Below are 14608 nucleotides of genomic sequence, written 5' to 3'. Positions count from 1 at the left end.
CCAATTTCTCAAAAACCACGTTCGGGACAAGTGGGGTTTAAAATAAAAAAGACCGAAAACGCGTAAATATTTTGTCGCCATCTCGAAGCGTACACACGACCCATTCGCCCCCCTGTACATGGTGAGCGCCTCCTCAAAAAACATACGGGCATTTATTGTACCAATGGGTTAATCTCAATAGCACAATGAAACTCCATATTTTTTCTACTGAGCAAAAAAATCTCCGCTACCCAAAAGGATAGCGGAGATGGATGTTTTTTGTTTTATGGTTCTGTCAAGCGTTACCGAATGTACACTACTGCCAATCGGTTGGAGGTTGTGCCCTGCACGCCCTTGCCAGTGGCTTGGTCAACAATGACACCCTTTTTGGTCAGGTGCTTGGCCACAACGTCGGCGCGAGCCTGCGACAATTTGTCGTTGACCTCCTTTGAACCCTCTGGCGATGCTGTTCCGACCACTTCCACGTGGCTGCCGGCCTTCACGTTGTTAAGCGCTTTCTTGGCGGCATGCGTCAAATCGGCCTTGCCTTGCGCGAATGTGACAAAGATAAGATTTTCCACTTTCACGGTCTTGGCTACAGGTTGGGAAACCTTTTTCACCACCTCTTTCACCACAGTCTTAGGCTTCTTGGCCAATTCGTTGCGAAGGTCGTTGATGGTGGCGTTCAAGGCGTCTATCTCGTTTTGGTCGCGCGATTTGGCGATGGTGAAGTTGTGCGCGCCGTTAGAGTTGGCGAACTTGTAAACGAAACCAGCGTTGAGTTGAACGAAAGATTTATTGACATTGTATTCCACGCCATCGTATCCGAAGCCATTAAGACCCCATATCACGGCTGGCTCAACGTAGAACTGCCAAGCCTTGTTCTCGCCAAAATTGAAAGCTAAATCCAATCCAGCTTTTGAGGTCAGGCTGTTTGTCCTAACAATATTTTGGCTCTTGGCAAGCAAATTCTCTGTCTTGTTCTTTTTGAAGTCAGAGCCTACATATCCGTCGTGGTGGCCAAACACGTGCCCCCAACCAAGCCCATATACGCCGCTTATCTCAAAAGCGCGAGGCTCGCCGGTGTAACCACCGAACCAGTTGCTCAAGTTTACGGTTCCCAAGAGACTTGTGTTGATGGCGCGAGCGACTGTGCCTACAGACTCCCAAGGTTTGTTGGAGAAATACACGTTGCTCTCAACCGCAAGGCCAAAGACGGGGGTGAAATAGCGACCGAGACGAAGACCGGCATTGGGGTTTAAGTCTTTCAGCCATGCGTGTCCTGTGGACTTGGTTGCCACACCACCATTTATTCCAACATAAACATTGTCAAATGTCTTGCTTTCGGTGACTGTCTGTGCGGTCATGGATGCTGCCAGCGTTCCGGCAGCCATCAATGTAAATAATCTTTTCATAATCTTCTTTTTTTTAAGACTTTGTTTTATAGTCAAACATATAAACTGTTCGCGAATTAATGGAAAAACTATCTAAACACCAAATATTTAGCCTTGTCGGAATGTATTTATATTGTAATTTAAACAATAAACGGCCGCGTTTTATGTTTGTTAACAAAATAATGACAGTGGCCGACGCAAAGTCCGTGCGTCATTGCTCGCGAGTTGGGGAGGAGTGGATGCGTGAGGACAGGGGCTGGGCTGGCTGGCTAACAGGGAGGCGCTTGGCGGTAAAATGGCTTCCACGGTCCAAAGGGGTCTTTCGCGTCGTGGTCGTGTTTAGCGACGCGCGCTTGGTTTTTATCCGTATTCTCATTGCGTATGTATATAAAAAATCGAACAGCGGTTGGGGGTTGCCCGCGATGCCATCCCACCTTATATATAAAGTGCGCGTCGGCCTAAAGACACATGGTCGGAATTGTCCTCGCTTGGCGGCATGGTTCGCTCGGCGTGTATGGGGCTGTTTGGTTGCCGGCCGTGGCGGTCGGTCTCCGGGTGTTGGAAATCTTTGTTTTGGACAAGTCCGGCGCGGAGGCCTCCGTCGGCCGCGTTGCCTGTGTCCTCGAAGATAACAGCCGTGGGTTTGTTGCGGAGGCGTTTGGCTTGGATGGCTTGGACGTGGTGTTTTGAAATGCTTGAGAAAAATCTTTCGCAAGATGCCTCCATGTGGTCATGGCCCGCGTGCGAGGGGAGTGGCCGCGCGATATGGGGCGCGCGTTGGGAAATGGGGGTGCCGTATTTCAAAAGTTTCTTAAAACCACGGTGTTTGACATCATTTTTAATATACTTTAGTAAGTATGTTTGCCTGCTTTTGATATAAAGTTGTATTTTTGCATCACGATAGAAACAAAGAAAAAACAAGATATTATGGCAGAATCAGTGGATATTCGCGAGTTGAACATTAGAATTGAGCGACAAAGCGGTTTCGTGACCAACTTGGTTGCGGGAATGGATCAAGTGATAGTGGGTCAGAAACATTTGGTGGACATGTTGCTCATCTCCCTGCTTAGTGACGGGCACATCTTGTTGGAGGGCGTGCCCGGGTTGGCCAAGACATTGGCCATAAAGACATTGGCGCAGCTCATAGACGCGGATTTCAGTCGTGTGCAGTTCACGCCCGATTTGCTGCCGGCGGATGTCATAGGAACGATGATCTACTCGCAGAAAGAAGAGAAGTTTCAAGTGAAAAAAGGCCCGGTGTTTGCCAATTTCGTGCTTGCCGACGAGATAAACCGTGCCCCGGCCAAGGTGCAGAGCGCCCTTCTGGAGGCCATGCAAGAGCACCAAGTGACCATCGGCGAGACCACGTTCGGCTTGCCCAAGCCATTCTTGGTGATGGCTACGCAAAACCCCATCGAGCAAGAGGGTACCTATGAGTTGCCCGAAGCCCAAGTGGACCGTTTCATGTTGAAAGTCATTATAGATTACCCCACGTTGGAGGAGGAGAAGCTTATCATACGCGAGAACTTGTGCGGCAGCCTGCCCGAGGTGCGCCCGGTGGCCACGGCAGCCGAGATTATGGCCGCGCGCGAGGTGGTGGGGCAGGTTTACATAGACGAGAAGATAGAGCGCTATATCGCCGACATCGTTTTCGCCACGCGCTACCCGGACCGCTACGCGCTTCCGGAGCTCAAGGAACTGATAACCTACGGCGGCAGCCCGCGCGCCAGCATCAACCTGGCCAAGGCCGCGCGCGCCTACGCTTTCATCAAGCATCGTGGCTACGTGGTGCCGGAGGACGTTCGCGCCATAGCCCACGACGTGCTGCGCCACCGGGTGGGATTGAGCTACGAGGCGGAGGCCGCCAATGTGAGCGGCGAGGAAATCGTGAGCAAGATCATCAACAAAATAGAGGTGCCCTGACGCGACAGGGATTGTGGGCGAGTGGCTTTCAGGCTGCTCGCCGGTCTGTGGAACGACAAGGCTTGACGCTTGGGCAATGCTCGCCAAGCACGTTTCAAGCGCAATGATTACCGAATGGAGACAACCGAGATATTAAAAAAAGTACGGAAGATAGAGATTAAGACCCGTGGTTTGAGTCAAAACATCTTTGCCGGGCAATACCACACGGCCTTCAAGGGTCGTGGCATGGCGTTTTCCGAGGTTAGAGAATACCAATTTGGCGATGATGTGCGAGACATAGACTGGAATGTGACGGCGCGTTTTCATCGTCCATATGTGAAGGTCTTCGAGGAGGAACGCGAGCTCACCGTGATGCTACTCATTGACGTTTCCGGCTCGTTGGAGTTTGGTACCTCACGGCAGATGAAGCGAGACATGGCCACGGAGATAGCTGCCACCATTGCGTTCTCTGCCATACAAAACAACGACAAGATAGGTGTGATATTCTTCTCGGACAGGATAGAGAAGTACATTCCACCCAAAAAAGGTCGCAAGCACATCCTTTACATCATTCGCGAGTTGCTCGATTTCCACCCTGAGAGCCGCAAAACCGACATCGGCATGGCTGTGGCTTTCTTGACTCGCATGATGAAGCGACGTTGCACCTCGTTTGTGATTAGTGATTTTTATGACCGGAAGGATTTCTCCAAAGAAATTGAAATAGCCAATCGTAAGCATGATTTGATGTCCATTCAGGTGTACGACCCTCGGGCTAAGCAGTTGCCAAACGTTGGTTTGATGAAGGTGGTGGACGCTGAGACCGGACACGAGATGGTAATAGACACCGCTAACGCCAAGCTGCGTAGGGCTCACACGAGTTATTGGCTGAGCCGCGAGGAGTCGCTCAAGCAGGTGTTTTCTCGTAGCCGTGTAGACTGGACGTCCATTGCCACGAACCAAGACTTCGTCAAATCGTTGCTCATACTGTTCAAGCAGCGGACTTAGCGGTTTCGGAAGTAGAACTCAATGGCTTGATAATAAAGCAATATAAGAAAATGAATAAAACTGTTCGCGACATATTGATACTGTTGGCTCTTGCTGTCTCGCTGCCTGTAGGGGCGCAGGTGGTTGTTGAGCAGACGGTCGACTCCGTGGGTATTCTCATTGGCCAGCAAGCACATTTGCGGCTCGGTGTGACTATGCCCAAAGGCTCGAGATTGGTTTGGCCTGCCTTGAAGGCCTCCCAATATGTCGTACCGGGGGTAGAGGTGGTGAGCGTGGCGGATGGCGACACATTGGCCGCCGGCGACAATCAGGTAAGGTTGGAACGCACCTACACCATCACTTCGTTTGATGAAAATCTCTACGCTATACCAGCTTTGACCGTCAAGGTAAATGGCAAGGCGTATCAAGGTGGCACGGCCGCGCTCAAGGTTATTACCATGGACGTGGACACTTTGCACCCCAATCAATTCTTTCCGCCAAAGGACGTGCAGAACAATCCTTTTCAATGGTCAGAGTGGAGTCCTTTTTTCTGGCTGTCATTATTGGTGATAGTATTAGCGTTGGCAGTTTTTTACCTCGTCATAAGATTGCGTGACAATAAGCCCATCATCACTCGCGCGCGCGTTGTGAAGCATGAGCCACCTCATCAGCGCGCGCTCAACGCTATTGAAAAAATAAAAGCCGAGCACATGCAAACAAGTGAGGACCAGAAAACTTACTATACAAGGCTTACCGATACGCTTCGCCAATACATCCGAGATAGATTTGGTTTCAATGCCATGGAGATGACGTCGCAAGAAATTATAGAGCGTCTGCAGATTGCGGGAGATTCCAAAATGCTCGATGAGCTGACCGAACTGTTCACTACGGCAGACCTTGTCAAGTTCGCTAAATACTCGACATTGATCAACGAGAACGACCTCAATTTGGTGAATGCCGTGAACTTCATCGACAGCACGAAAGTGGAGGGGCAGGCCACCGAGGAAAAAATCATGCCACAACTATCGGATGACGATAAACGAAAACGGCAAGGACGCCTTACCATCAAGGCACTGCTTTGGCTGTTGGCGATTTCCATCGCCGGACTGCTCGCTTACATTATATATAATGTGTATTTGTTAATGATTTAGCCGCAACGCCATTCGTGGCGCCTGATTAAAAGTAAACTGTGTAAATGGAATTTGCAAACAAGGAATATTTTTTGTTGCTCTTGCTGCTCGTGCCCTACGTGTTGTGGTATTTTTTGTATCGCAAGCGCAAGGAACCCTCCATGCGTATGAGCGACACTTACGCCTATCTCGCGGCTCCCAAGAGCTGGCGCGTTAGAACGCTGGCCGCTCCCATGCTGTTGCGATGCTTGGCGTTCGTGTCTATAGTATGCGCTCTCGCTCGCCCGCAAACACACAACTCGTGGGGCAACAAGACTGTGGAGGGTATAGACGTCATGCTCGCCATGGATGTGTCCACGTCCATGTTGGCAGAGGATCTCAGGCCCAATCGCATGGAAGCGGCCAAGGAAGTGGCGTCGGAGTTTATATCTGGCAGGCCCAATGACAATATAGGCCTGACAATATTCGCGGGTGAATCTTTTACGCAGTGCCCGCTCACCACCGACCACGGGTCATTGCTCAGCTTGCTGCATAACGTGCGTACCGACATCGCCGCTCGCGGACTTATACAGGATGGCACCGCCCTAGGCATGGGCTTGGCCAACGCTGTGTCGCGTCTCAAGGACTCCAAGGCCAAGAGCAAGGTAGTGATCTTGCTCACGGATGGCAGTAACAATATGGGCGACATATCGCCGCTCACCGCCGCCCAGATAGCCCACTCCATGGGAATAAGGGTCTATACCATTGGCGTTGGCACAAATAAGGTGGCGCGTTACCCCATGCCGGTGGCCGGTGGAGTGCAGTACGTGAACATACCCGTGGAGATAGACACGAAAACTTTGAGCGAGATAGCAACCCTTACCGAGGGCAATTTCTACCGCGCCACAAACAATAAAGAGTTGAAACAGATTTATCGCGACATTGACCAGCTGGAGAAAACCAAGATGAATGTAACGAAATTCTCCAAGCGTTACGAGGCTTATCAGCCTTTCGCGCTTGCCGCGGCGCTGTTCCTCTTGTTAGAATTTCTTCTCCGCAATACGGTATTCCGCCGTATTCCATGATGAGAATGGCATGCCATATAGTGGCATTGGTCGTAAAAAATAATTGATATGCTGAGATTTGACACTCCTATATATTTATGGATGTTATTGGTTGTCCCCGCGCTCATGGTCATCAGAGTGATTGTGAACCGGCGACAGCTCAAACGACAAAAGCGGTTTGGCGATCCCAAATTGCTCAAATCGCTGACGCCCGATGTGTCGCGCTTTCGCCCATTGGTCAAGTTCAGCTTGCTGCTTGGCGCTCTTGCGGTGGTGATTGTCATGTTGGCTCGACCACAAATGGGTTCGAAAATTCAACACGAGAAACGCAATGGCATAGAGGCTATCATCTGCATGGATGTCTCAAACTCCATGAAAGCCGAGGATGTGGCGCCGAGCAGGTTGGACAAAAGCAAGATGCTCGTGGAGAACTTGGTGGACCATTTCACCAATGACAAGATAGGCTTGGTGGTCTTCGCTGGCGATGCTTTCGTGCAATTGCCTATCACGAGCGACTACGTTTCGGCCAAGATGTTTTTGCAAAATATAGACCCTTCGCTTATTGAGACACAGGGAACGGATATCGGCCGAGCCATAACGGTGGGCATGCGCAGCTTCACGCAACAAGAAAAAGTGGGGCGGGCCATCATCGTCATCACTGATGGCGAAGACCATGAGGGCGGTGCCGCCGAGGCCGCTGCCGAGGCGAGGAAGCGCGGTATCAATGTGTTCATCCTCGGCGTGGGCAGCGCGAAAGGGGCTCCCATACCTACTGGGAATGGAGGATACATGACCGATGCCACTGGGCAAACGGTCATGTCCGCGCTCAACGAGCCAATGTGCCAAGACATTGCCAAGGCTGGCAGTGGCACATACATACATGTGGACAACACCTCTGACGCGCAAGAGCAACTCAACGACGAGCTGACCAAGCTGCAAAAAGGTGAGACAAACTCGGTGATATACAGCGAGTACGATGAGCAGTTCCAAGCGTTTGGCATTCTTGCCGTACTTCTTCTCGTCGCCGAGATATGCGTGATGGAGGCCAAAAACCCCTTGTTGAGGAACGTGTCGCTGTTTAAAAAGAAGTGAACCATCTTATGAAAACTATCCAATACATACTCATAGCTCTTTTCCTGTCGCTTTGCGCCCAAGCCGTGGATGCGCAGAGCGACCGGCAATTCGTGCGCAATGGCAATAAGTTCTATCGTGAACAGAACTATGCCAAGGCCGAGGCTGAGTACCGCAAGGCGTTGGAAAAAAACGCCTCCAACACCCAAGCGATGTACAATCTGGGATGTGCGCTGTCGCGACAACAAAAGGATTCGGCTGCCGTCACGCAGTTTGAGACTGCCGGAAAGACGGAAAAAGCGCATCTGCGCAAGGCTATGGCCTATCACAACATAGGCGTAATCTGTCAGAAACGACAACTGTATGCCGAGGCTATCGAGGCGTATAAAGAGAGCTTGCGCCACAATCCCAACGATAATGCCACCCGATATAATCTGGCCCTGTGCAAGCGTCTCGCGAAGAAACAGCCCCCAAAAAACAACGACAAGAACAAAAACGACAAGAACAAAAAGGATAACGACAAGAAGAAACAACAGCAAAACAAGCAAAACCCTAACAAAAACGAACGGAATGAGCAGCGTCAACAGAACGGGGAACAGATGAGCAAGGACAATGCTGAGCAACTGTTGAATTATGCCATTCAGGAAGAAAAAGCAACACAGCGACGCTTGAAGCAACAGCAGCGGCAGCCCCAGCGCCGACGGTTGCAGAAAAATTGGTAAAACATCAGCAATGACACGTTGTATATTACGTATTTTTCTCACATGCCTGTGCTTTGTGTGCGGAATGCCGAACACGCAGGCGCAAATATCTGTATCGGTGCCCTCACGGGTCTCTACGGGTGAGAATTTTCGACTTTCCTTTACCATCAACACACAAGAGGTAGAGGGTTTCAGAGTTGGAAATATCCCCGGAGGATTAGAGGTAATAGCCGGTCCATACACATCGCAACAATCAAGCTATCAGGTAGTTAATGGGCACACGAGTAGCTCGTCGTCTATCACTTATACCTATACGCTTTATGCCGACAAGCCTGGCACTTATACCATTCCTGCCGCCCACGCCAAAATCAACGGCAGGGCTGTCTCTTCTCGTGCTGTCCGTGTCACGGTTTCCGGGTCGTCGCACCCCAATGGTGGCGGCGTTCCGCATATGCACCAAGACGACGGGGGAGGCAACACCATGCGCTCGGCTGGCTCGCCAATATCCGGCAAGGACTTGTTCATCAAGGTTTCAGCCAGCAAACGCAGGGTGCACGAACAAGAACCGGTGCTGCTTACCTATAAAGTTTATACCCTCGTCGACCTTACGCAGCTTGAGGGCAAGATGCCCGACTTGACGGGTTTTCACACCCAGGAAGTGCCGCTGCCCCAGCAGAAGAGTTTCAAGGTGGAGCGTGTCAACGGACGGGCATACCGCTCCGTGACATGGAGCCAGTATGTCATGTATCCGCAGATGACAGGAAAGTTGGAAGTGCCGAGCATCACTTTCAAGGGCATCGTGGTGCAACAAAACCGCGCGGTAGATCCTTTTGAGGCGTTTTTCAACGGTGGTTCCGGTTATGTGGAGGTCAAACGAGACATCAAGGCCCCCGGGCTCACCATACAGGTGGATCCCCTGCCGAAAAAACCGGATAACTTCTCGGGGGGCGTGGGCAGGTTTAACATCTCGTCACAACTAAGCAAAACCGATGTCCAAGCGGGCGATCCTGTCACCATGCGTGTGGTGGTCAGCGGCGTAGGCAACCTTAAACTTATCAAGGCTCCAGACATAAACTTACCCAAAAATTTTGACAAGTACGACCCGAAGATTACTGATAAAACCAAGCTCACGACCAAAGGCGTGGAGGGAAACATGGTATACGATATTCTGTTTGTGCCTCGCCAGCAGGGTCATTACACAATTCCTGCCATGGAGTTTGTGTACTTTGACGTTCAAACCAACGCTTACAAGACGCTTAGAACGAAAAGTTTCTCTATCAACGTGGCAAAGGGTACGGGAAAAAATGCCACCGCCGTCTATGACGATCCAAAGGATAATGATATACACGATATCAAGGATGGCGAGGCTTGCCGCTCTGTTTCCGGCGTGCGATTTGTCGGCAGTGGTGTCTACTGGGTTTGTTTGCTGTTGCCACTGGCAGCTTTCATCGTGTTGCTCATTTTGTTCCACAAGCGTGCCGTGGAGCGCGCGGACATCATCAATTTGCGTAGAAAGAGGGCTGACGGCATAGCTCGCGCCCGGCTTAAAAAGGCTTCCCAACTTATGCGCGCCGGTCGTGGCGACGCCTTTTACGATGAGGTTTTGCGGGCGTTGTGGGATTATGCTGGCAGCAAGCTCGTCATGCCCGTGGAACAACTGTCGCGCGATAACATAGCCGAAACTTTCGCCCAACACGATGTTCGGCAAGAAACAATCGAAAAATTTCTCTTGGCACTCGACGCCTGCGAATATGAGCGATACGCTCCCGGCGACGCTTCCGGCAACATGGGCAAGACCTATACAGCCGCCGCGGTGGCCATCAGCGAGATAGAGGATGTAATGAAGAAGAAACGTAAACTATGACTATATATCATTTTAAAGTAATGGACAACAGGTTCAGGAGTGTTCTTCTGACGGTCTTCCTGTCGTTGTGCGTGCCGCTTTTCGCGTCGGCTGTTACCAAGAAGATGGCGGATTATGCCTACCGTAAGGGTGATTACCAGCAAGCGATCATGGACTATCGACGCTTGTTGAAACAGGGCGCTTCCGCCGAGCTTTATTATAATCTTGGCAATGCCTGCTACCGTTCTGACAGCCTCACCATGGCTATCTTGGCCTATGAGCGAGCGTTGTTGCTTTCGCCCGGCGACAAGGATATCAGGTTCAACTTGCAGTTCGCGCGCTCAAAGACCATTGACAAGCTCACGCCAGAGAGCGAGGTGGTGTTTGTCACGTGGTATCGTGGCTTGGTCAATATAACCAATGCCAACGTTTGGGCCTACATCAGCATTGTGTCCATTATCTTGGCGTTGTTGCTTGTGTTGGTATACCTGTTCGCGCCTCGCGTGCTTTGGCGCAAGGTAGGTTTCTTTGGTGGCATGACTTTCTTCGTCTTTTTCATGTTTTCCACTCTTTTCGCTTGGGATCAACACCATGCCTTTGTCAATCGCTCCGGCGCCATCATCATGGCCCTTTCGGTAAATGTGAAGAAAACGCCCTCCGCGAATGCCGAGGATGCTTTCATACTGCACGAGGGCACCCGGGTGGATGTCACTGACACTAACATGAAATCATGGCGTGGCATACGTCTGCCAGATGGTCGCGAGGGATGGATGCCCTCTGAACAATTGGAAATGATCTAAGGAGTATGGCTCTGCTATCATCACAGTGTAACATAATATCAACAATGTGGGCGGCGTCTTGCCAAGGTTAATGCTCCAGCCCCACCTTAACGCATAACATAGTCGAGATGACTTTAGAATCTATTATTGAGTTTGACCAGCAGCTTTTGTTATGGTTTAATGGTAGCGACTCGCTGTTCTTGGACCGTATGTCTGACATGCTCACGTGGGGCTTTACGTGGACGCCCCTCTTCTTGGCGTTGTTTTTTCTCGTAGTCAAAAACAATGAGACCATGCCACAAATCGTGCTCGTGACATGTTGCGCTGGCCTGTGCGTACTCCTTGCCGACGGTGTGGCCGACGGCATCGTGAAGCCTTTGGTGGCCCGTCCGAGACCGGCATTGGACCCTTGCCTCAAGTATATTGTCAACGTGGTGGACGGTCATCGAGGCTCTGGTTTCAGCTTTTTCTCTGCCCATGCCGCCAACACTATGTCATTGGCGGTGTTTTTCAGCATGTTGGTGCGTAACCGTCTGTTCGCTACGGTCATGGTGTCGTGGTCGCTACTCAATTGTTGGACGCGTCTTTACCTTGGCCTCCACTATCCTGCGGACATTGTCTGTGGCGCGCTGTGGGGCATCGTGTCTGGCTTGGTCGGTTATATGGTGTACCACAAATTTTATTATAAAATTAGTCCGAGAATCAACTATATATCCTCACACTACACGCCATCTGGCTATTCCATGGCGGATATTGACGCGGTGGTTGTTGTCGTGGCCGCAACGTTGGCCGTGGTGATGCTGCTCGCGCTCATTGTTGTTTGATATTTTCGACAGTAGCATAACTTTATTTCTATGGATACAAAACATATTCACATTTCCGACTTCAATTATGAGCTCCCCGACGAGCGTATCGCAAAATACCCACTGCCACGGCGCGACCACAGCAAACTCCTTGTCTACGATCGTGGCGAGGTGAGCGACGATGTGTTCCGTAACCTGCCCGACCATTTGCCCCAAGGCTCGCTGATGGTGTTCAACAACACCCGCGTGATACAGGCGCGCATTCATTTTCGCAAGGACACAGGCGCGCTCATCGAGGTGTTCTTGATGGAACCCACATCGCCAGCCGACTACGAGCAGATGTTCCAAGCCACGGGCAAGTGCAGTTGGCTTTGCATGGTGGGCAACCTGAAAAAATGGAAGGAGGGCGCGTTGAAGCGCTCGTTTGAGATAAAAGGGCGTTCGTTCACGCTATCTGTCACTATGAATCGTGATAAAACCGCGGAGAGAGTGGGTGGCACCAACTATTGGATAGACTTCGAGTGGGACAACAACGACATTAATTTCGCGGATATATTGGAAAGCGTGGGCGAGTTGCCCATACCGCCATATCTCAATCGCGATACGCAAGAGAGCGACAAGACCACCTACCAAACCGTTTATTCTAAAATAAAAGGCAGCGTGGCCGCCCCTACGGCTGGGTTGCACTTCACCGACGATGTGCTCCGACGCATCGACGCTAAGGGCATCGCGCGCGACGAGTTGACGCTGCATGTGGGCGCCGGCACGTTTCGGCCTGTCAAGTCGGACACCATCGATGGGCACAACATGCACAGTGAGTATGTTGTGGTGCGCCGCCACACGCTCGAGCGCCTGCTCAGCCACGATTGCCGCGCCATAGCCGTGGGCACCACCAGCGTGCGTACGCTCGAGAGCCTGTACTATATGGGCGCAAAGCTCGCCGCCAACCCAAATCTGTCCGAGGAGGAACTGCACGTTAACCAATGGGAGCCTTACGACCTGCCGCACGACGCGGAGGGATTGGCGATTGTGAACGGAAAGGCCTTGCCCGTGCGCCAAGCCATCCAAAACATCTTGGACTATCTCGATCGCGACAAGGTTGACGCGCTGCACTCAGGCACGCAAATCATCATAGCGCCGGGCTATACTTATAAGATCGTGAAGATGCTCATCACCAATTTTCACCAGCCCCAGAGCACGTTGTTGCTGCTTGTGAGCGCATTCCTCAAAGGCGATTGGCGCAAGGTTTACGACTATGCGCTCGGGCACGACTTTCGCTTCTTGAGCTATGGCGACTCGAGTTTGCTCATTCCGTAGGCGCGTCGTGTTTGTCGCAATTAATTTTGTTACCTTTGCACTTATTATGGATTTAAATTTATTAACAGACCGGCAAGCGAATGATTTAAAAGAAATGATAGCCTCCGCGCGTCATATACTGATCACCGGTCACTCACGCCCAGATGGCGACGCGCTTGGCGCTTGCTTGGCTTGGAGTTACTATTTGGCTGATTGTTTTGGCAAGGAGGCCACGTTGATCGTGCCCAATGGTTACCCCGATTTTTTACACTGGCTGCCTGGCAATGAGCGTATCGTGCGGTATGACAAGCGTCCCGACGAGGCGAAGGCGATGTTTGACAAGGCTGACCTTGTTTTTTGCATAGACTACAACGCCCTGAGCCGAGTGGACGAGATGGAGCGAACCCTGGCGGAATGCAACGCGCCAAGGGTCATGTTGGACCACCATCTCAACCCCACGCTGCCGACAATTTTATCCGTTTCAAAGCCAGACCTAAGCTCTTCTTCCGAGGTGGTGTTTCGCGTGGTGTGGCAATTGGGTGGTTTTGACGGGCTTGACAAGAAGTTTGCCACATGTGTTTATTGTGGCATGATGACAGACACGGGTGGATTTACCTTCAACTCCACGCGGCCGGAGATATACTTCATAATCTGCCAACTGCTCACCAAGCGTATAGACAAAGACAAGATTTACCGCAATGTGTACAACAACTTCAGCCAATGGGCCATCAGGTTGCGTGGCTATCTCATGTCACAGAAGCTGAATGTCTTTGAGGATTTGCATGCCTCATATTTCACCTTGACGCGCAAAAACATACGAGATTACCATTATGTGCGCGGCGATGGCGAGGGCTTGGTGAACGAGCCGCTACGCATTAAAGGCATGAAAGTGTCTGTCTCATTGCGCGAGGACGACCGTGTGGACAACAAGGTTTGGGTGAGCTTGCGGTCTGTGGACAACTTTTCCGTGGAGGATATGGCCAAGCGTTTCTTCAATGGCGGAGGACATTTCAATGCCAGTGGTGGCCAGTTGGACTGCTCCATGGATGAGGCGGAGAGGATAACCCGTTCAGCGTTTATGTACTATGCCGATATACTCAAGTGATGTCAGGGGTTTGACAGGTGTGTCATCAGGCAAATAGTATAAGATAAGCAAATAATCAAGGCTCTCTCGCGGTGAGATTTCGTGTCAGTCTTTAGGATCTGCGAAAAAAGTATGGAGTCTCGTTTCGCTGTTGAGATCGACCCCTTGGCACAATAAATGCTTGTGCGTGTGTCGAGGAGACACTCGCCATGTACAAACACGGGGCGCGAACGGGGCGCGCGCGCTTCAAGATGGAGGCGGATCGTATGCGCGTTTTCGGTTTTGCTCTTTAAAAAAAAACACTTGCCCCGAACGCGGCTCTTGAAAAATTGGAAACTGTCAATTATTTGAACAAAAAAACCTCTCAAATTCGCTTGTTTAAAAATAAGTTCGCCCTCGCCCGAAATAAGCGAAATACGCAGCGTTTTGTAAAGGGCTGACATTCAGCGTCTTTTTAAAAACGGCCTTTTCTCTCCTGTTTCGCGGTCAGCGGTTGAGTATCAAATGGCATGATGATAAGGTTGTAATCGCGGCGTGATAGAGGCTCTTCCGCGCTGCCAACAAGGCCCAATCGCGCCATGAGAAAGCGCCAATCGCGC

Annotated in this window: 13 protein-coding genes; 11 read left to right on the top strand and 2 right to left on the bottom strand. The window is 51.1% G+C overall.

Annotation, left to right across the window (positions count from 1 at the left end; all coding sequences use genetic code 11):
• Positions 1 to 281 precede the first annotated feature (281 nt).
• Both HMPREF1640_RS03005 and HMPREF1640_RS03000 read right to left on the bottom strand, forming a co-directional pair.
• On the bottom strand, positions 282 to 1394 hold the full coding sequence (locus tag HMPREF1640_RS03005) for an OmpA family protein (RefSeq protein WP_036892249.1): 1113 nt from the start codon (positions 1392 to 1394) through the stop codon (positions 282 to 284).
• Between the two features lie 414 nt (positions 1395 to 1808).
• Complete coding sequence (locus tag HMPREF1640_RS03000) at positions 1809 to 2177, bottom strand: hypothetical protein (protein WP_156098692.1); 369 nt, start codon at positions 2175 to 2177, stop codon at positions 1809 to 1811.
• Between the two features lie 123 nt (positions 2178 to 2300).
• Here HMPREF1640_RS03000 and HMPREF1640_RS02995 point away from each other — a divergent pair, with 123 nt between their 5' ends.
• The 11 genes from HMPREF1640_RS02995 to HMPREF1640_RS02945 all read left to right on the top strand — a co-directional run bounded on the left by HMPREF1640_RS02995 (position 2301) and on the right by HMPREF1640_RS02945 (position 14030).
• A complete protein-coding gene (locus HMPREF1640_RS02995; protein WP_036892247.1) occupies positions 2301 to 3296 on the top strand; it encodes a MoxR family ATPase in 996 nt (331 codons plus the stop codon).
• Positions 3297 to 3410: 114 nt separating this feature from the next.
• Complete coding sequence (locus HMPREF1640_RS02990) at positions 3411 to 4280, top strand: DUF58 domain-containing protein (protein WP_036892245.1); 870 nt, start codon at positions 3411 to 3413, stop codon at positions 4278 to 4280.
• Between the two features lie 50 nt (positions 4281 to 4330).
• A complete protein-coding gene (locus HMPREF1640_RS02985) occupies positions 4331 to 5410 on the top strand; it encodes a hypothetical protein (RefSeq protein ID WP_036892244.1) in 1080 nt (359 codons plus the stop codon).
• Between the two features lie 44 nt (positions 5411 to 5454).
• Entirely contained in the window at positions 5455 to 6453 is a 999-nt protein-coding gene (locus HMPREF1640_RS02980; RefSeq protein ID WP_036892239.1) for a VWA domain-containing protein, read from the top strand.
• Positions 6454 to 6501: 48 nt separating this feature from the next.
• A complete protein-coding gene (locus tag HMPREF1640_RS02975; RefSeq protein WP_036892238.1) occupies positions 6502 to 7524 on the top strand; it encodes a VWA domain-containing protein in 1023 nt (340 codons plus the stop codon).
• 8 nt (positions 7525 to 7532) lie between these two features.
• Complete coding sequence (locus tag HMPREF1640_RS02970) at positions 7533 to 8225, top strand: tetratricopeptide repeat protein (RefSeq protein ID WP_036892242.1); 693 nt, start codon at positions 7533 to 7535, stop codon at positions 8223 to 8225.
• A gap of 10 nt (positions 8226 to 8235) precedes the next feature.
• The gene (locus HMPREF1640_RS02965) at positions 8236 to 10068 is read left to right on the top strand and encodes a BatD family protein (RefSeq protein WP_036892235.1); all 1833 of its coding nucleotides are present in this window, start codon (positions 8236 to 8238) and stop codon (positions 10066 to 10068) included.
• Entirely contained in the window at positions 10065 to 10847 is a 783-nt protein-coding gene (locus tag HMPREF1640_RS02960) for a tetratricopeptide repeat protein (protein WP_036892234.1), read from the top strand. The genes HMPREF1640_RS02965 and HMPREF1640_RS02960 overlap by 4 nt, the downstream gene beginning before the upstream one ends.
• A gap of 107 nt (positions 10848 to 10954) precedes the next feature.
• Positions 10955 to 11650, top strand: a complete 696-nt coding sequence (locus tag HMPREF1640_RS02955; protein ID WP_036892232.1) for a phosphatase PAP2 family protein — start codon at positions 10955 to 10957, stop codon at positions 11648 to 11650.
• A gap of 24 nt (positions 11651 to 11674) precedes the next feature.
• Positions 11675 to 12946 carry an S-adenosylmethionine:tRNA ribosyltransferase-isomerase gene (locus HMPREF1640_RS02950; protein ID WP_036892231.1) on the top strand — a complete coding sequence of 424 codons (1272 nt, stop codon included), beginning with the start codon at positions 11675 to 11677 and terminating at the stop codon, positions 12944 to 12946.
• Between the two features lie 46 nt (positions 12947 to 12992).
• Positions 12993 to 14030, top strand: coding sequence for a bifunctional oligoribonuclease/PAP phosphatase NrnA (locus HMPREF1640_RS02945; RefSeq protein ID WP_036892229.1), 1038 nt, complete (start codon positions 12993 to 12995; stop codon positions 14028 to 14030).
• Positions 14031 to 14608 lie beyond the last annotated feature (578 nt).

Source organism: Prevotella sp. S7-1-8 (genome assembly GCF_000758925.1).
Lineage (GTDB): Bacteria > Bacteroidota > Bacteroidia > Bacteroidales > Bacteroidaceae > Prevotella.
The sequence above is the reverse complement of the archived record's forward strand: the minus strand, read 5'-3'. Positions and strand labels throughout refer to the sequence as shown.